This window comes from Staphylococcus sp. HMSC06C11 (genome assembly GCF_001808345.1).
Classification (GTDB): Bacteria; Bacillota; Bacilli; order Staphylococcales; family Staphylococcaceae; genus Staphylococcus; species Staphylococcus capitis.
In genome coordinates this window covers 284-19,811 of sequence record NZ_KV793043.1, presented here as the reverse complement: position 1 = coordinate 19,811, position 19,528 = coordinate 284, and the positions used below count along the sequence as shown (strand labels likewise).

Here is a 19,528-nt window from a genome sequence, read left to right as displayed (position 1 = left end):
TCAATCCCGACTCTGTAGCAACTTTACAAAGATAGCTTTGCACTAAAAATATTTAATCTAAACTTGTTGGATTATAGAATTGGCGATTTTCTAAACCAAAAATGCGTTCAGTAAATTGACCTTTATCCGTTTTCTTAAATGCTTTCTCAAACATGTTCATTTTTGCATCAATATTATCAATAAAGAATAAAATTTCAGCTTCTTTCAAATGAGGTAGTTTAGGTGACCCGAATTCCATTTTACCGTGGTGTGCTAAGATCATATGTCTTAATAACATCACTTCTTCACCTTCAATACCTAATTCTTTAGCCGATTCAGCTACTTCATCACTAGCAATTGAAATATGGCCTAGCAAATTACCTTCGACAGTATAAGTCGTTGCAACTGGTCCACTTAACTCTCTGACCTTTCCTAAGTCATGTAAAATAATCGCACTATATAATAAGCTTCTATTTAATAGCGGATAAATATCACAGATTGACTTAGCAATACGTAACATAGTTAAAACGTGATAGCTTAGACCGCTTGCAAAATTATGATGATGTGAACTTGCTGCTGGATACGTAAAGAAACGGTCTTGATATTTCTTTATTAAATGACGCGTTATACGTTGTAAATTTGCGTTTTCAATATCTAACATAAAATGCGAAAGCGCTTCTTTAATTTCATCAGGCGTCATAGGTGCTCCATCAACAAAATCTTTAGTTGATAAATTGTCTTCAGGTTTAGCTAAACGCACTTGATTAACTTTCATCTGTTTACGACCACGATAATTAATCACATCGCCTTTGACATGAACAATTTCTTCAGGTTTAAGGTTCTGCATATCCTCTTTCGTTGCAGTCCATAATTTCGCTTCTATATCACCACTTTTATCTTGGAGGTAAAGTGTCATGTAATCTTTACCTTGAGCAGTGACACCCTGAGTTGCACGATGAATTAAGAAAAAGTGATCAACTGAATCGCCGGGATTTAAATTTTCTACATTTCTCATTTTTTCCCGCCTTCCTCTAGTTTATTAAGAATAATCATTTCTTTTGAAGGGATAATATTATCTTTAGTGCATGTAAAGTAAAGCACTTGATAATTTTGAGATAATTCTCTTAAATAATTTAACATTCTTTCTTTTCTATGTTTGTCAAAATGAACAAATGCGTCATCCACAATAATTGGGAATGGATAGTATGGTTTTAATACTTTAATTAAACTAATTCTAAGAGCAACATACAATAATTCTTTTGTAGATTGACTTAGTTCAACAGGTTCGAAAACTTGTCCATTATCATGTTTGACATGAATTGAATCATCTTCAGTATAATTAATCATTGTATATGCACCATTTGTAAGATACTTGAATATAGATACAGCTTCTTGGATAACTTGTGGTAAACGCTTATCTTTGATTTGCTTAATATGTTCTTCTACTAAATTTTGAAGATAACTTAAGCTTGCCCAATCTTTAGCGATATCATTTAGTCTATTTTTTAAACTGTAATATTCATGTCTTAATTGTGCAAGTGTCGAATCTGTTTCCATATGATTAATTTGAGCAGTTAAATCACTGACTTCAGCTTGCATATTTAAATATTGATCGTTATATTGATCTACTTGTCTCGCTAATGTATCATCTTCTTCGTCTAATTGAGCGGTTGTTTTTTCACTTAATTTAGAACTCATTTCATATGAGTAATTTTGGTTCTCTAAGTATTGAGTTAAATCATTAAATCTATTTAAGTTACTATGATACGTTTCGTAATCTTGATGATGTGAATAATAACTTTCCTCATCTTCAACATTGACGAAATCAAATAGCTCTTTGATGATATTTTTATTTTCACTTAAGCGTGATTTAAGATGCTTGAGCTCATTTGTTAATAACTGTGTTTCTTCTTGATTCTTATGCCAATTATCGTTATTGTCTTTAGCATTTTTTAGCCATTGATTAACATCGTGGAAGAACGACATTGTATTAAAATGACTAAAATGTGGACTCGTTACGTCTTTAGCGTGTTTATAAAATTGATTAATTTCATCCATAAGTTGACTACGCTTATGATTCAACTCTTTGACGTAATTATCATGAGACTTAATATTACTCATTGAGGTAATACTTTCAACGATAAGTTCATCAGATATCTTAGGAGATAAATATAATTCTTTCTTCACGTTGTTAATATTATCTGATAATGAATCTAAACGATGTTGCGCCTCATCCATTGATTTATTTAAATATGCATTCTTTTCATCTAACATTTCTTTTACTTTAATAGCATTTTGCCATTGCTCACGAATGCGATGTTGATGATCTAAATCAAAATCTAAATTGTAGTTGCTTTCTAAATGTTCAAGTTGACTTTCCAAGTCATTAATTTCTTGGTTCATTGCTACACCATAATCAACATCTTTAGTTTTTGCTAAGAAGATACCTACAATAAAGATGACGGTTAGAATCGCAAAGACAATACCAAAAATCATGTTAGTCGTTACAAATGAAAATACAGTTAATGCCGCACCTATGATAGCTAAAGCAATAAATGCAAGTCTAAGTAATTTTTGACGTTGATTTTTACGAATTTGTTCTTCTTCAAATGATTCTTTTAATTTTTCATATAAGTTTTCTTTTTCGTGTAATTCTAATACCTGCTGTGAATATTCCTTTTTCTTTTCAAAAGTTTCCTCAGGAACTAATTCTTTCTCTAGTTGATCAAGTTCATTACTATTAGAATTACGTTCAATTTTATTATCTTCAAGACCGCGTTCTAGTTGTAAAATATAAGCATTTTGTTCTTGCTTACCACGAATTTGCTCACTTACATGACTTTTCATAGCTTCAGAACTATCTACTTCATGATGTGGTTCATTCCACCCAATAGTGTTTTGTAAACTTTCTTGTTCTCTTTGTTTATCAGAGATATCTTTTTCAACTGAACGCAACTCATATTCTTTTTGTTTAATTTCATTTTCTTGTTGATATAAGGAATTAATTGCATCTATATCTTTAGGTTCTACTGGAAAGATATTTTTAGCTTCTTGCTTAAGTTGAGCTAAACGTTCTTCTTTAAGACCAATATCCTTTTCAAGTGATTGTTGAAACGACTTAGCAGTCTCATAACGGTCTATACCTTTTTCAGGAAATTTTAGAGGTTCGATATTTAGAACTTGTTCTAATCCTTTCCATTCTTGCGTTTGATCATGCAGTGCAACCTCTTTTTGTTTAGCTTCATGCATCTTGGATAACTGATTTAAATTTTGTTTTAAATGTTCTAATCTGCGAGAAGATTTATCTCTCTCATCTACTAAGCGATGATATGTGTCTAATTTACTTTCTTCTTCACGTATCTGGCTTTCAAGGTGCTTGAGTTGTTCGATTTGTTGGTTAATAATTGGATTTTTACCAGACTTTTTATACAATTCTTCTTTCTTTTGTCCTATGGTATCTCTCATGCTGGTAAATTCAGTTGAACCTAAAGCGCCTGCTTGTAATAAGTAATCTTGTAATTGTTTTTCATCTAAATTACGGTGAATATCTTGTAACCCTAAAACGTTGAAAGAGAATATACCTTGATACGTTTTCTTTGTAATGTAATTGAGTTTTTTATTTAGCCATGACTCATCCCGTATAGAACCATCTGAGAGGTAAACTTTGACATCACCTTGAGCGCTACCTTTAATTCTCTCAACTTCAGCTTCAGTACCATCGTCAAATATTAAAGCTAATTTACCACCATATTGATTTCCTAATCTAGGTTCCAAACGAGGTTCTCTAGATTTTTTAGTAGGAAAACCGAATAAAATTGAATGTATAAATGCTTGAATCGTTGATTTTCCTGCTTCATTTTCACCAAAAATTTCAGTAAAACCTTTATTAAAGTCTATCTTACGTTGAACAAATTGACCGTATCCATAAATTTCTAGTGATTTAATTATCATTTTGTTCACCTCTCATATCATCTTTTAAAAGACTTTCAGCATGATTAATTAATTCGGTTTTATCAAATTCTGTATAATCATCTAAGAATTTAGATGCACGAGGATTTAAGTATAAATCCGTCATAGCAGAATCAAAGACCGATGTGTCTTCCAACAAATCTGAGGAGAACTCATTTACAAGAGGTGATTCATCATTTTGAACATATTTAATATTTAAATCTTCTATAAACACAAACTGATTTTCATTTTCTTCATACTCTGTAATCATCTCTTTAACTTGAACCAAGTCTTGTGGTGCAATAAAATCTTCACTATTTACGCGTACATTTAATCTATAGAAAGCTTTACCTTCAGGTCTTACTTTATCTTTGAAAGACTGTATATCTTCGTATAGCTCTTGTTTAGACGTATGATTAGTATCAATAGTTGCTTCCTCAAATTTAATAAATTGAGTAGGATAAAATTGTGTTGTTAAATTAAGATGATCTCCTTCAATTAATAAACAACCTTTTTCACCTAATTCATTAAAATGTCTACCTTGAATATTACCGGGATAGTTAATTACTGGCATATCACTGAGTTGTTCACGTTCATGTATATGACCTAACGCCCAATAGTGGTATAATCGACTATTTAAGTCTTCTAACCTAAATTCTGTATAACGGTCTTTGACTGAGGATTTACTATACGTGCCATGTAAAACACCAATATGTATCCCTTTTTGACCTTGGCTTGATGGATAAGCATCAATTTTATTTTCATAACTTGTATCATTTTGATAACTAAAGCCATGTATAAAAATTGTTTCCCCATCTTTAGTAATCGCTTGATACGTTTCTACTTGATTTGAAAAAACTGAAACGTTGTTTGGCCAATTTGAAGATATCTTTGAAGATAGAGGATCATGATTACCATGACATACATATACAAATACTTGTTCTTTACGTAATCTTTCAAACTGTTCTTTTAAAAAGACTTCCGCACGTAATGTTCTATTCTCATTATCGAATAAATCCCCAGCAATGATAATGAAATCTACTTCTTTTTTTAATGCCAAATCTACTATATTTTTAAAACTTTCATAGGCACTTTTTTGTACATCTTCAAATATTTTAGGGCTTAAATGACTTTTAGATTTGAAGGGACTGTCTAAGTGTAAATCAGCACAGTGTATAAATTTAACCATAAGTTTAATTCTCCTTATAAAAGCCGTAAAGTTAAAAGAAATAATGCAATTTGAATATACTTCATTTGTTGATAAAAATTATAAATATTGATATTAAGACAGACTAATGACTATATATTAATAAGCTATGTATCATGAAAAATAACTTTACTTTATATTAAATTATTTTACCATAACACTTTGAGTCCAGTCGACGACAAACCAAGACATTCATTTTAATTTTATACCTACTCAAAACTATGACGTTAATACAAATTTTAAAGTATCACCTTTGAACTAGTTTATAAATTTGTAAACGAGAGTATTCTAAGGTACAAATGTATAAAAAATGTCTACAAAGTCTGTAACTTTGTAGACATTCAAAATTTAAAATGATTTCTCACTTTTATAGAAAAGTATTGAAATTAGTCAGCGTAAATTTCATCTAATGGTTTTACGATGATTTGGTTAATTTCTTGGAATACTTGGCTCATTTTTTGCTCAGCATTCATTAATTCAGAGATATTTTCATCTTTTTCGATAGCTTGAGCTTGTTCTTGAGCTTTTTGTAAATCCTCTTCAGGAATTTCTTCACCTTGCATTTGTTTTTGTTGGAAACTAATTTGAGTTTCACGGAATTCGTCGAATAATTTTTTTGATTCTTCGTTTTCTTTAACTTTAGCAAATGCATCTTTAATAGCTTTATATTCTTCACTGTCTCTTAAAGCTTGTTCTAATTGATTTGCATAATCGTATAAATTTACTGCCATAGTTGTTTGCACTCCTTTGAGTTAATTTGTGTTTTAACCACTCACAAATAACTTTAACATATATGTCACCTTTAGACAAAGATTGCAATTACACCTTGGAAGAAACCAATAATTCCTCCAAGTAAAAATCCTAGTGACATAATCAATTTTAATTCTTTATTAGCAATTTCTATAATTAACTTTTCAATGTAATCTAAGTCAAATGTATTAATTTGATCTTCTACTAGTTGTCGCAAATTAATCTTTTTCATTATATTGGTAAGATGTCGTGAAATATTATGAACAATGACTTGAGTAATTTTAGTAGCTGCTTCATTTTCAAGGAAGTGAATAAACTGAGGTGCAAGTTCATATATTGGTAAACGAGCTTTACCATTAAGATCAATATATGAGATTAAAAGATCTGTCGTGGATTTAGAAATAGATTCAAATTGCTCATCACTAACTAATTCTTCTAAATGCTTATTCTTAAGTGTCTCATATTCATTGCGAATGATCTTATTAATAATTACACGTGCTTTCGGATGTTGAGTCAATCGAATAAGTTCGTGTTGAATACGTTCTGCGATGCTTTCTTTAGTCATGAACATTTGTAGAAGACCTACAATTTTTCCTTTTTCCTGAAAGAAGGTATCTAACATTTCATATATATCGTGTGAACCTTTGTCAGAATTCAAATATTTTCTAGCTCTCTCGCATAATAAATCAGCTAATTCTTCTACTTTATCATCTGCTAAAACAAATAATTGCTCTGGCAAACATGCTGTTAATGCCTCTTGCTTATGTTGTTGATAAAAGTTTATAAGTTTGTCATTCAAAGTTGTTTTCACCTTATTATTTAATAAATCAGTTACATTAATGTCTAATGCTTGAGCAAAATTTTCAATTGTTGCATCTTGAGATTTAAGCTTTTGTATTTGAGTAAGAACTAAGTCTTGAATCGCATCTTGAGATTGTGGTTGATTTAACTTATGACGAATCATTTCTTCAGTAATTAAATGATCTTCGATAACTTGACCTATTTTCTCAGCTATTTCTCCACGTCTTTTTGGAATTAAACCTGGAGTGAATGGAATTCTCATTTTAAATATATAATATGGTTTAAATGGATGAAATAACATACGTATCGCTATAACATTTGTTATACCACCTATTATAGCCCCTATAATCATCATAAAAGCAATCACTAAAAAAGCGTGCATATTGTTAACTCCCTATTTAAATTTGAAATTGTGGTTAGATTATAACATCAATTAACCTAACTTCATTCTATTAAAACTTATAAATACAAATTACTAAAAATAAAACGATGAAAATCAAAAATGAATTTCATCGTTAAGTAGAAAAATAATTTTGTTTAATTAAGACAATACATCTGAAATAAGTGATTAAATCATTATAAGATTCTACTATCACTTTTAATTATACATGTAGTAATTCTTCTTTAGCATTTCTATTAAAGTAAGTTTCAGCCTCTCTCATTTTAGAAGTACCGAAGATTGGTTGCTTATCTGCATTTAATACTCGGTAAATGTTACTTACTTTATTACTTTGTAAAATAAATCCATTACGCGTTTCGATTGTATTCCAATAAATATCACTTGTAGTAGCATGATTAGGGTAAGCACAATGATTTCTAGAAATAGTTTGAACGATTTCTAATGGGTCGCAACCAAATGTGCTATTGAGTACATCTGAATCTCTAAATAACGCGCAAATTGAGACACAAGTCGTCCAGTTAGGTAAGACTCTTTCTTTTTCAATTTGTACTAATGTTTTTTTAGAAAGTCCGATTGTTTGAGCCATTGTATCTTGAGTATAGCCCGCTTCAATACGTACCATTTTAAATTTTGTTTGAATTAAATCTGTGAAACTCTGTCTATCCATTCTATTTATCTACCTTTCTAATTGGAAATATTTTATCCGGACACAAGAAATTGCAATAATACACATTTCTTGAAACACAAATTACATCTTAATATATTTTTAATAAAAATAAAAGAGAGAAATGCGTTTTTCTAACTATTTTATTAAAGGCAAAATTATCAAAATAGTTAAATATTTACATTTAACGACATTTTAACTAATTAAATTTAAAATATGTATATTTATTTTATATAATCGCGTTTAGCACATTATATTAATTTATTTTCCATAGCATAAATGGCAGCTTGTGTTCTATCCGTAACTTGTAATTTATTAAATATGTGACTTACATGTGTTTTAATAGTCTTTTCAGATACAAATAATGTTTGAGCAATTTCTTTATTTGTCTTGCCTTTAACCATCTCTCTCAATACTTCAACTTCTCTTTTAGATAATTTATTAGTAAAATGAGGCTTTTTAGATACTGCTTCAATCACACTTTTAGCTTCAGGATGAATGATATGTTCACCATTTAAAACTTTATGAATTGTTTCAATCAATTTTTGTGGTTCTACGTCTTTCATTTCGTAACCATCAGCACCTTTGTCTATAGCTGATATCACATGTTCATCATCTACATAGCTCGTTAAAACTAAAACTTTGACTTGAGGATATTGTCTTTTTAAAACTTCAGTAATTTCAATTCCATTCATTTCTGGCATCACTAAATCGAGCAACACAATATCAGGCAGATGATGTTGCTCTATATATGATAGAAATGTTTTGCCATCAGAAAAACCCTTGACTACTTCTAAATCATCAACTGTTGAAAGTAAAAACTCTAATCCTTGGCGTACGATATGATGATCATCTACTAGTACTACTTTATGCATAATCGTTCTCCTTTTTTTATTACTTTAAAGGTATATTTATTGTAATGGTAGTACCTTTATTCAATTGTGATTGAATATCTAATTTACCATTCAATGTATGTGTCCGTTGTTTAAGATTATTGATACCACTTGAAGCATTAACATTTACTTCATGCAAGTTAAATCCCTTTCCTAAATCAATAATTTCAATAATGAGATTATCCTGTGTTTGCGTTAGATTTAATGAGACTTCGTTAGTATCGGCATGCTTTCTGACATTATTCATCGCCTCTTGTATCATACGATAAATATTTTCTTCTACATGATTAGATAAATTGATCAAGCCATCAACATGGACGTCTAAATTTAGATTTAATACATCACTATAGTTATTTAAAGCGTGAATTAATCCGTGCTCTAGTCCTACAGGCTTTAATTGCCAAATCAATGCTCTCATTTCATTAACAGCATTTTGACTCGTTTCTTCTATAGTTTTAAATGCATTTTTAGAAAAATCATCCGATGCCATTCCTTGGGCAGCATGAGCAGTAAGTTTTAACGAGAATAACATTTGATTAACAGAATCATGCAGATCTCGAGCTAAACGGTTGCGCTCATTAATCTTAGCCGCTTCCTTTTCTCTATCTATCAATAATATACGTTTTATCGCCGAACCTATTTGAAATGCTACAGATTCTAGTAATTCTAAATCTTGCTCGCTATAATGTTTTTTATTTGGTGAAGCAACGTTAAGTAGACCAAATTGTTCCTCTCCAGAACGCAGTGGCACAGTTGCATGATGCGTAATATCATCTGTTTCTTCTTGATATGCACGATTAGCTAAATTAATTCTTGAACAATTTATAATATTGGACGCTTTAGTTAATTTTTTATTATTATATGCTTTGACACACCAACATGATCCGTTAGTCATATAATGACAATCTTTTTTGGATAATGCACCAGGGAGGTCTACTGAGGAAACGAGTTCATGGTCCCCCTCCTCATTGATAAAAAATATCCATCCAGTCGTGAAGTTACTACCATTAATAAGATAACGTAGTCCTCCATGCATCATGCTATACATCTCTGTTTCTTCATTAAGAAATTCAGCTATCTCTTTTAGTAATGCAAGTCTTGTTGGCTTCTCCATTTTATCGCCCCAATACTATATCCATAATATTTATATTATACATGCCTTAGCTTTATTTTGAAAATGTAATTAAATACACAATTGATAAGTATTTGAAAATTCATTTTCAAAAATAAACATGATATAGAGAGTAATAAATTTGTGTTATGATAATAATGAACTATAGGAGGATATTATGAAATTTACGATACCTGAACAATATAATGAGAAAACTTTAAGAGAGATATTTCAAAATCTCAAACTCCCTAAAAAAGACTTACATCAACTTAATATGTCAAAAGATATAACAATCAATAATCAATCTGCTAAATTAACTGATGTAGTGAGAACCGGTGATTCGGTGTTCATACCTACACCAGAGGAAAAAAGTAATTATTTACCTAGTTATCGTTACGCACAGGTTTATTATGAAGATGATGACTTTGCGATAGTGATGAAGCCCAAAGGTGTTAAAACACATCCAAATGATTTAAAAGAGAGTAATACACTTATGAATCATGTAATTTACACAGTTGACAGTGAATATGTCGAACCTATTCATCGTTTAGACCAAGAAACAGTGGGTTTACTTATTGTTGCTAAGAATCCAATTATGAAGAAAATCTTAGATCGAATGTTAGAAGAAAATGAAATTACTCGTATTTACAAAGCTAACGTTAAAGCATTGTTACCAATCAAACCTCAAACAATAGATATGCCTATTGGTAAAGACAAATTCCATCCTAATAAGCGTAGAATTTCAAATACAGGACAACGTGCAATCACTCATATTTTAAATTCTGAGATGATTAAAGAAGGTATATGTCAACTTGATATTAAACTTGATACAGGTCGTACGCATCAAATACGAGTACATTTAGCAGAAATCGGTCACCCTGTAATTGGTGATCCATTATATGGTGATTCAACATTGCGTAAATTAGAACTTAATAGTCATAAAATTGAATTGATTCATCCACTAACACGTGAGTTGGTTTCGGTAAGCTTGGATGATAAAAAGGCATAAGTCTACTATAGAACAGATAGAGGCTCAATAATATGTAATATTAAATAAGCGAGAGACGTATTATTCAATACGCCTCTCGCTTTTATCATAGATTTAATTAGTGAGGGTCAACCATGTCTTCTGGTTTAATCCATTCTTCAAATTGTTCTTCAGTAACATATCCGCTATTTATAGCTGACTCTTTAAGAGTTAATCCCTCTTTATGCGCCTTTTTAGCAATCTGAGCCGCTTTTTCGTAACCTATATGTGGGTTTAATGCTGTAACTAACATTAATGATTGATTTAAGTAATTGTCGATATTTTCTTCAATCGGCTCAATACCTACTGCACAATTATCATTAAATGTTTGCATACCGTCAGCTAATAGATAAATTGATTGTAAAGTATTATGAAGAATAACTGGTTTGAATACATTTAATTCAAAGTTACCTTGTGAACTTGCAAAACCAACTGCAGTATCATTACCCATAACTTGTACTGCGACCATAGTTAACATTTCACATTGTGTTGGATTAACTTTACCAGGCATAATAGATGAACCAGGTTCATTTTCAGGAATAGAAATTTCTGCTAAACCTGCTCTTGGACCTGAAGCTAACCATCTTACATCGTTTGCAATTTTCATTAAATCGCCTGCTAATGCTTTCAATGTACCATGTAATTGAACTACTTCATCATGTGCAGTTAAAGCATGGAATTTATTATCAGATGAAACAAAGGCATACCCTGTGTTATCTGAAATAAATTTAGCTACTTTAGCTCCAAACTCTGGATGAGCATTTATTCCAGTTCCCACTGCTGTGCCACCGATAGCTAAACTAAGGATATGTTTCTTAGATTCACTTAAAAGTTCTTCGCATTTATCTAACATATATCGCCAACCACTAATTTCTTGGCCTAATTTAATTGGGGTTGCATCTTGTAAATGTGTACGTCCAATTTTAATAATTGATTGATATTGATCTTCTTTTTCTTTTAAAGTATTACGCAGGTTCTTAAGCGCTGGTTCTAATTTTGTTTCAACTTCATGATATAAAGCAACGTGCATTGCTGTTGGGAATGTATCATTAGAGCTTTGTGATTTATTTACGTCATCGTTAGGATGAATCGTTTCATCACTATTATGTTCTTTAAGATACTCATTAGCTACATAGCTTACGACTTCATTTACGTTCATATTACTTTGAGTGCCGCTTCCTGTTTGCCAAACTACTAATGGAAAATGTTCGTCTAGCTCCCCTTTTAGAATGCGATCACATGCATATACTATGGCATCTTTTTTCTCATCACTTAACTTTCCTAACTCATTGTTAGCTAACGCCGCCCCTCTTTTTAATTGAGCGAATCCATAAACTACTTCAATTGGCATGCGTTCCTTACCAACTGGGAAATTACGTTTACTTCTTTCAGTTTGAGCACCCCAAAACTTATCTCCAGGTACTTCAATTTCTCCAAAAGTATCATGTTCAATTCTGACTGACATACATTTCTCTCCCCTTATTCATCTTTATTTAATTGTAGTATAGCACTATTTAATTTGTATGGGCAACGATGAGGTGAAACGTTTTCATTTCAAATATTAAAACCCTCATTATGTTCTGAAGTGATTAGAAGTAATGAGGGAATATATAATGAATTAAGCATTTTTATATTTACTTTTAATAGCTTGTAGAATTGCTATAGCTGTTAAAATAAATAAAATTACACTTAACGCAATAGTGAATGGACTAATTGAAACTAAAAATCCTAAAAATCCAGTTAAGCTATTATAAAAGCTATTAAGTGTATAGATAAGAATACCTGTAATGGCTAAACAGCAAATAACACTGATTACAACGCCGGATTGATTACTTTTAATAAAAGTTTGAGCACTCACATCATCGATTAAACCCTTTGAGAGGTTTAATTGAAGCTGAACAATTTTAAATAGTAAGGGTAAATAGAGAGCTCCTAAAGCAAGCGGAAACGCTTTAATTGAAATTAAACTAATAATGATGGTTGCTATCATCAAATGCAGCCAATATTTTCCTAACATATTTTGAATCTCCTTGAATTATTCACTATTTAGTATCTTATCACAATTCCATAATGAGGTGGAACTTTGTCATAGTAGAGGTGGAACTTTGTCATAGTAGATGAAAATTTAAAACTAAAAATTAATAAATTTAAAAAGAACTCCAATAAACTAATAAAAGCTAGCTTATTGGAGTCAAATAAATTATTATTCATTATTAAGGTCAGAATGAACATCTTCATCATGAGATTGGTTTAATTTATCTTCATCATTTTCTTCTGAAATTTGTTCCATTTCTTTTCCTAATTCTTTTAAATCATCTAAATCTGTAACCATAGCATTTTCTTCTTCATGATAATTCAATTTAGATTCATATTCTTTATTCATTATAAAATCCCTCACATAGTTTATTGATTAAACATAACGTGCTGTGAAGTATTCTTTAACATCCTCAGGTAATCCTGCAGCCGCTTCTTTATCTAAAATAACATTTACCATGCGGTGTGCTTTAAGATCTGCTGGCTCATAACTAGATTTGCCGTTTTCACGATAAAGTTTTTCAATAACTTCACGTTTATTACTACCTGTAACAACTAAGAAAATTTCTCTAGCTTCCATAAGGCCTTGACGTACACTTACATCTAACTTGCCACTTTCATCAATTGAAAGAACTTGAAGGATTAATTTACCTTTATTTTCTTTAGTTTTCATTTTATCTGAAATAAAATCAATTGCATCTTGTTCGTAAGAAATTGAATACACTTGGCTTTCAGGTACACCTAATGCTTCATAATAAGATCTATTATCATCATAATCTAAAATATTGATTTGGCTGAAATCTACAGCATGCGTATCTACATTTTTCTTAAGTTCATCTAATACAGGTGCGTGATCTTTTTCTAAGTGAAAACCTGCAATTGTAGTTGGATTATTATTAAATTGTTTACGAATAATATCTGCAGCATATTCTGCTACTCTTTCACTATTTTCAAATACTTTAAAGTTCATTGCCATATTAATTACACTCCTCTAAGTTTGCTCTTTACATAGAATGGTTGATATTAATTTCAAGTATACCCTTTTAAACAATTTATCAAACCAAGTAAATTCAGTTTAATGTTAGTACTTCATGATTAAATATAACATTTCTAACTAAATGATGACATTTATATATTTTTAAAAATAAAATTTAATTATGAAAGATTTGGAAATTCTTGTTGTCTTAAAGCTTCATAAATTAATAGTGCAGCCGTATTAGATAAATTTAATGATCTAATTTTATCGCTCATTGGTATTCTTAAAGCGGTATCAGCATATTTCTCTTTTACCCAATCAGGAAGCCCAGTTGTTTCTCTTCCAAAAATAAAATAATGATTCTCTAATGTATTAGAAAAATCAAAATCGCTATAAGTTTGTTTGCCAAATTTAGTTAATAAGTAATAATTACCTTTAGTGCTATCAAAAAATTCTTCAATGCTTTCATGATATGTAATATTTACATGCTCCCAGTAGTCTAACCCAGCTCTTTTTAACATTTTATCATCTGTACTAAAACCTAAGGGTTTAATAAGATGTAAATGTGTGAAAGTACCAGCACATGTTCTAGCTATATTTCCAGTATTAGCAGGTATCTCTGGTTGAAATAATACAATATGATTTGTCATATTCAGTCTCTCCTCATGTCCAAGCCTTTTTTCATTTCTACTTGAACTTCCTCTATTTCTTTTTCATAATTTTCATTAATAAAAGCCTTTGCGTCTTCACCTTGAATTTGACCTATAGCCCAATAAGCTGTACCTCTAATCATAGGTCTAGGATCATTAAGTGCAACTTCTTTTAGTTCTGGTATAGCACTTTCCTCGTTAAAATGCGCTAAAGCTAGAATTGCGTTTCTTTGTATAGGTTTTTTACCTCGCCACGCTCCAGCCAAATGACCATAAGTGTTCTTAAACTCTTTATTACTCATTTGCAACAAAGGAACTAATCGTGGTTTTAGGATTTCCGGTTCAAGTACTATATCATCATGTTGAGTATTAATACCTCTATTTTTAGGACACACTTGTTGACATGTGTCACAACCATATAAACGATTTCCTATTTTATAACGGTATTCATCTTGTAGATAACCTTTTGTTTGGGTTAAAAAGCTTATACATTTTTGACTATTCAACTGACCATTACCTACTAATGCACCCATAGGACAACGATCAACGCAGATTGTACAGTCTCCACAACTGTCTAAAATAGGATCATCTGGTTCGAAAGGTATACTCACTAACATTTCACCTAAATAAGTCCAAGTCCCCAATTCTGGAGAAATAACAAATCCATTTCTACCAACAAATCCTAATCCTGCGCGTTCTGCTACAGCTCTGTCTGAAAGTACACCAGTGTCTACCATAGACTGTATCTCGACATCGGGTACCTTTTCTCGTAGAAATTCACTTAATTTATCAAGTCTTTTACGCATAATTGTATGATAATCTTGACCCCAAGAAGCTCGCGCAAACATGCCACGTCGATCACCTCTTACACTTTTAGGTGCACCTTTTAATTTATTTGGGTAACCTACAGCGATTGCGATAATGGAACGCGCACTCGGTAAACTTAGTTTAGGTTCAGTTCTTAGAGCGATGTCTGATTCTTCAAATCCAGATGCAAAACCTTTTGAATGATAGCTTTCCAATTTTTGTTTTAGCTCATCAAACGGATCTGCAGTTGTGAAACCTATACTATCAATGCCAATCGAATGGGCATAGTCGATAATCTCTCTTTTTAACTGCTTGTAATCCACAAGCTTTGCCCCCTCACATAAAATTACATATGTCATTTTAACACATGTTTAAATAGGATAACGTTGTGAGTTTTTATTTTTTCTAAAAAAAAGATAGAACTGAAATCAATGACATAGTGAAAGATTTCTACGTTCTATCTTAATTTAAATATCAGCTTATTATAATACACGAGATAAGAAATTTTGAGTTCTTTCTTGTTGAGGATGTTCAAAAATTGCTGTTGGCTTACCTGATTCCACTACAACGCCATCTGCCATAAAAATCACTTTATCACTAACTTCTTTAGCAAAGTTCATTTCATGCGTAACAATTACCATCGTCATTCCATCTTTAGCTAAATCTCTCATTACTTTTAATACATCTCCTACAACCTCCGGGTCTAACGCAGATGTAGGCTCATCAAATAATAAAACATCTGGTTTCATAGCTAATGCCCTAGCGATGGCAACCCTTTGTTTCTGTCCTCCAGATAATTGATTAGGATATGCATCTGCTTTATCCTTTAAACCTACCTTATCTAATAAAGCTAAAGCGGTATCTTTTAACTGCTCTTTATCCCCTTTGAGTAACATCTTAGGTGCTAACATAATATTATCTATCACTTTTTTATGAGGAAATAGATTAAAGTTTTGAAATACCATCCCCATTTTTTGACGTAATTCATCTAAATGAACATTTTTATGAGTTAAATCATTACCTTCAAAAATAACTTGTCCTTTCGTAGGTGTTTCAAGTAAATTCATACAACGTAACAACGTACTTTTACCACTACCTGAAGGACCTATAATAGCAACTACTTCTCCTTGAGAAACTTCTAGATTAATATCTTTAAGAACTTCATGATTTCCAAACTTTTTGTTCAAATTTTTAATTTTAATCACTAGCTTTCATTCTCCCTTCAACTAAACTCATGATGCGTGATAATGCAAACGTTAAAATAAAGTATAGAACTGCAGCAACGATTAAAGGTGTAAAAGGATCGAATGAAATACCTTGAACAACTTGAGCATTAAACATAATTTCGCCTACACCAATAGTTGAAACAATCGATGATTCTTTAATGAGCGTAACAAATTCATTTCCTAAAGCTGGTAAAATATTTTTAATCGCTTGAGGCATAATGACCGACTTCATAGTTTGAATGTAGTTTAAACCTAAACTTCTTGCTGCCTCCATCTGACCTTTGTCCACAGCATTGATACCTGCTCTAATAATTTCTGCTATGTAAGCTGATGAATTTATGATAAGTGCTATTGTTCCACATATAAGTGCGGAAACATCTAAGCCAAGTGCTGCTGTGGTACCAAAGAATACAATAAATACTTGTACTAACATTGGTGTTCCTCTTAAGAATTCAATATAAATACTTGCTAACCAAGATAATGGTTTAAATTTATTTATTTTCAATAATGCGATAAAAGCACCTAGTATAGAACCTAAAATAACGCCTACTAATGAGATTAAAATAGTGTTTTTAATTCCTTTAATAAAGAAACTTCCATATTTTGTGAAGAAATTCCCATCATCTTGCATATCCTGAGCAGCTTGATTCATATACTTATCAATAAGGTTTTTGTTGTTTACTTCATCAATAGTTTGATTTAAATGCTTTAGTAAAATTGGCGAATTTTTGGGAACTGCTATACATGTAGGTTTCTTTTCTTCATTAAATTTTACATCAGCGAATTCTAATTCAGGATTTTGTTTTAAATACGCTTCTCCTACTGGTTTTTCGACAATTGTTCCTACAACTTTACCACTTTTAAGAGCTAAAATTGACTCAGGTAATCGATTTAGAGAGGATACTTGACTATCTTTTATTTCATTATGAGCTATTTTCTCTTGATCAGTTCCTTTCTGAGCAGCAATTTTCTTACCTGTGAAATCTTTCAAATCTTTATATTTATTTTTATCTGATTTTTTAACTAACATTACATTATTTGTCATCATGTACGGCTCGGTAAAATCTACTTCCTTTTTTCTTTCCGGTGTTGTAGTCATACCAGATATAATGACATCAATTTTTCCAGTTTTTAATGCCCCTAATAAACTATCGAATTGCATATTAATAATTTTTAACTTCAAATGATTATCTTTGGCTATTTTCTTCGCTAGCTCAATATCGACACCTGCATAATCAGTTTTACCATTTTTTATTTTTTCAAATTCTAAAGGTGCATAATCAGCAGATAATCCAACACGAAGTTCACCACGTTGTTTAATCTTGTTCCAATTAGAATCTTCTTCAGCACTAGCAATTGGATTTATATATGTAATTGCAGAGCCTAAAAGTAGTGTAATGACTATAAGAATTTTAATAATTTTGTACATACTTTAAGAGCCCTCCTAAATAAATATACATTATTATACATAATTACTTATAATAATGCAATTTAATTTTGAAGAAAGACAAAAAAATAAGCAATGTTTCAATAGATACTACCATGAAACATCGCTCTCATGCATATAATAATTTATTCTTTTGGTATTTCAAATTTATAGATTTCATCGCTATATGAATGAATAAATCTTTTGCATAAATGATGTATAATAAACGCACCAATAAATGGAACAACAAAATAACCAATTATCAATAAAATAATATTGAAAGACGTATCACCAGACATTCGATTAAGCGCATTAATCGGTCCAACTAGACCTGTATAACCAAAACCAGCTGACAATGGTGTCCCCTTAATATTTAAAAGATACGCTACTATACCACAAATAATCCCATTTAGTGTTAAGGGAATAGCAATAATTAAGTTCTTCAAATAGACAGGTATCATCATTTTAGCTGCACCAATTAATAGGACCAAATTGACACCGATTGAATTGACTCTTAGTGATCCAAATAAAAACGTTACACATGCTGCTACAATACCCATATTTGCAGCACCACTACCTAAACCAGTTAAACTTATAGCAGTAGCTATCGCTACGAGGGAAATAGGTGTAACCATCAATAAAGAAAATGTCACACATATAAGGATAGACATTAATAATGGGTTTAATTCTGTAAAGCCATTAATGAGTCTACCAATAGATTTAGTAATGATTTGAACATATGGGAGTGTCATTAAACCTATCGCTCCACTAACTACGGGTACTAATACCGGTAGTATAATCATTTCAAATGAACCAAGTTTACCCTCAAGAAACATATAAATGGCACAAGCGATAACGACCACAATAATGACATTAATAATATCTCCTATCCCTTTTAAAGCTATGCCACCATTACTAAACTGTATAGCTCCAGAACCTAATATAGCAGAAGTACCTATCATTGCAGCTCCTGCTCCTTTAAATTTAAATTGATGCGCCGCTAACACACCTATTATAAAAGCCATAAATGATTGAATAACAGTTACTAATTGGAATATAGTTTCTAATAAGTGATTTCCTTCTTTAAATAACTTGAGCAATTCACCTAATAACGCATTAGGTAATAGAGCAACAACTACCCCCGCCCCTACAGCATTTAATATATTATTAAAAAATGATTTTCCACTAAATTGAGATTGACTCATGATGTACCTCCAACAATTGCATTAGATTAATAGTATTATAGATAAGTATGATTAACAATAACTAAATTTAGAAAAAGTAAAAATTTAAGGGTGTTTTAGTATTTTTTTATTTTTCAGGTTAATATCTTCTTTAACACATTAAGTTCTGATAATCATATTCGTATTTATTATAGTATTAAAAAAAGAGTGAAAACGTTGATTTAACAACATTCTCACTCTAAAAGTTCCTAAAAGAATATAAAATTATACCGGTGGTCGGGATCGAACCGACACTCCAAAAAGGAACGGGATTTTGAGTCCCGCGCGTCTGCCAATTCCGCCACACCGGCTCAATAGATAAATAAAAAACTTCCCTATGGAAGCATATTATGGAGCGGAAGATAGGACTTACACCTATACCTCGTTCCGGGAAGGAACGTGTTCT

18 protein-coding genes and 1 tRNA gene are annotated in these 19,528 nt (G+C 31.1%); 1 reads left to right on the top strand and 18 read right to left on the bottom strand.

Annotated elements, in window-relative coordinates; translation table 11 throughout:
- Positions 1-52: 52 nt before the first annotated feature.
- The 8 genes from yhaM to HMPREF3154_RS07190 all read right to left on the bottom strand — a co-directional run bounded on the left by yhaM (position 53) and on the right by HMPREF3154_RS07190 (position 9,756).
- Positions 53-994, bottom strand: a complete 942-nt coding sequence (yhaM, locus tag HMPREF3154_RS07225; protein WP_002434737.1) for a 3'-5' exoribonuclease YhaM — start codon at positions 992-994, stop codon at positions 53-55.
- Entirely contained in the window at positions 991-3,930 is a 2,940-nt protein-coding gene (locus tag HMPREF3154_RS07220; protein WP_049326519.1) for an ATP-binding protein, read from the bottom strand. Before HMPREF3154_RS07220 ends, yhaM begins: the two co-directional genes overlap by 4 nt.
- Positions 3,920-5,116: a metallophosphoesterase family protein gene (locus HMPREF3154_RS07215; protein WP_002434873.1), complete on the bottom strand. Its 1,197-nt coding sequence runs from the start codon at positions 5,114-5,116 to the stop codon at positions 3,920-3,922. Before HMPREF3154_RS07215 ends, HMPREF3154_RS07220 begins: the two co-directional genes overlap by 11 nt.
- Positions 5,117-5,520: 404 nt before the next feature.
- Positions 5,521-5,865: a YlbF/YmcA family competence regulator gene (locus tag HMPREF3154_RS07210; protein WP_002434673.1), complete on the bottom strand. Its 345-nt coding sequence runs from the start codon at positions 5,863-5,865 to the stop codon at positions 5,521-5,523.
- Between the two features lie 71 nt (positions 5,866-5,936).
- Entirely contained in the window at positions 5,937-7,067 is a 1,131-nt protein-coding gene (locus HMPREF3154_RS07205) for a DUF445 domain-containing protein (protein ID WP_023350051.1), read from the bottom strand.
- Positions 7,068-7,287: 220 nt separating this feature from the next.
- Positions 7,288-7,752 (bottom strand): XRE family transcriptional regulator XdrA, encoded by a 465-nt coding sequence (locus tag HMPREF3154_RS07200; protein ID WP_002434804.1) that lies wholly within the window; start codon positions 7,750-7,752, stop codon positions 7,288-7,290.
- Positions 7,753-8,000: 248 nt separating this feature from the next.
- Positions 8,001-8,624, bottom strand: a complete 624-nt coding sequence (locus HMPREF3154_RS07195) for a response regulator (protein ID WP_023350050.1) — start codon at positions 8,622-8,624, stop codon at positions 8,001-8,003.
- Between the two features lie 19 nt (positions 8,625-8,643).
- A complete protein-coding gene (locus HMPREF3154_RS07190) occupies positions 8,644-9,756 on the bottom strand; it encodes a GAF domain-containing sensor histidine kinase (protein ID WP_030063524.1) in 1,113 nt (370 codons plus the stop codon).
- A 175-nt stretch (positions 9,757-9,931) separates the two neighbouring features.
- Here HMPREF3154_RS07190 and HMPREF3154_RS07185 point away from each other — a divergent pair, with 175 nt between their 5' ends.
- Positions 9,932-10,762 carry an RluA family pseudouridine synthase gene (locus HMPREF3154_RS07185; protein WP_049306969.1) on the top strand — a complete coding sequence of 277 codons (831 nt, stop codon included), beginning with the start codon at positions 9,932-9,934 and terminating at the stop codon, positions 10,760-10,762.
- Positions 10,763-10,859: 97 nt separating this feature from the next.
- Here the strand turns inward: HMPREF3154_RS07185 and fumC are convergent, their stop codons facing one another.
- From fumC to HMPREF3154_RS07135, 10 genes are all read right to left on the bottom strand, one after another.
- Positions 10,860-12,245: a class II fumarate hydratase gene (gene fumC / locus HMPREF3154_RS07180; protein ID WP_023350047.1), complete on the bottom strand. Its 1,386-nt coding sequence runs from the start codon at positions 12,243-12,245 to the stop codon at positions 10,860-10,862.
- Positions 12,246-12,398: 153 nt separating this feature from the next.
- Entirely contained in the window at positions 12,399-12,797 is a 399-nt protein-coding gene (locus HMPREF3154_RS07175) for a hypothetical protein (protein ID WP_023350046.1), read from the bottom strand.
- Between the two features lie 186 nt (positions 12,798-12,983).
- Complete coding sequence (locus HMPREF3154_RS07170; protein WP_023350045.1) at positions 12,984-13,163, bottom strand: SAS053 family DNA gyrase inhibitor; 180 nt, start codon at positions 13,161-13,163, stop codon at positions 12,984-12,986.
- 27 nt (positions 13,164-13,190) lie between these two features.
- On the bottom strand, positions 13,191-13,790 hold the full coding sequence (locus tag HMPREF3154_RS07165; RefSeq protein WP_002453580.1) for a 6-phosphogluconolactonase: 600 nt from the start codon (positions 13,788-13,790) through the stop codon (positions 13,191-13,193).
- 179 nt (positions 13,791-13,969) lie between these two features.
- Positions 13,970-14,440, bottom strand: coding sequence for a tRNA (uridine(34)/cytosine(34)/5-carboxymethylaminomethyluridine(34)-2'-O)-methyltransferase TrmL (trmL, locus tag HMPREF3154_RS07160; protein WP_023350044.1), 471 nt, complete (start codon positions 14,438-14,440; stop codon positions 13,970-13,972).
- Between the two features lie 2 nt (positions 14,441-14,442).
- Positions 14,443-15,606, bottom strand: a complete 1,164-nt coding sequence (gene queG, locus HMPREF3154_RS07155; RefSeq protein ID WP_141741644.1) for a tRNA epoxyqueuosine(34) reductase QueG — start codon at positions 15,604-15,606, stop codon at positions 14,443-14,445.
- A gap of 123 nt (positions 15,607-15,729) precedes the next feature.
- Positions 15,730-16,452 carry an amino acid ABC transporter ATP-binding protein gene (locus HMPREF3154_RS07150; protein ID WP_030063521.1) on the bottom strand — a complete coding sequence of 241 codons (723 nt, stop codon included), beginning with the start codon at positions 16,450-16,452 and terminating at the stop codon, positions 15,730-15,732.
- Positions 16,445-17,902, bottom strand: coding sequence for an ABC transporter substrate-binding protein/permease (locus HMPREF3154_RS07145; protein ID WP_023350042.1), 1,458 nt, complete (start codon positions 17,900-17,902; stop codon positions 16,445-16,447). The genes HMPREF3154_RS07150 and HMPREF3154_RS07145 overlap by 8 nt, the downstream gene beginning before the upstream one ends.
- Before the next feature lie 143 nt (positions 17,903-18,045).
- Complete coding sequence (locus HMPREF3154_RS07140) at positions 18,046-19,104, bottom strand: PTS sugar transporter subunit IIC (RefSeq protein WP_002434721.1); 1,059 nt, start codon at positions 19,102-19,104, stop codon at positions 18,046-18,048.
- A 246-nt stretch (positions 19,105-19,350) separates the two neighbouring features.
- Positions 19,351-19,433: transfer RNA gene (locus tag HMPREF3154_RS07135), tRNA-Leu, on the bottom strand.
- Positions 19,434-19,528 lie beyond the last annotated feature (95 nt).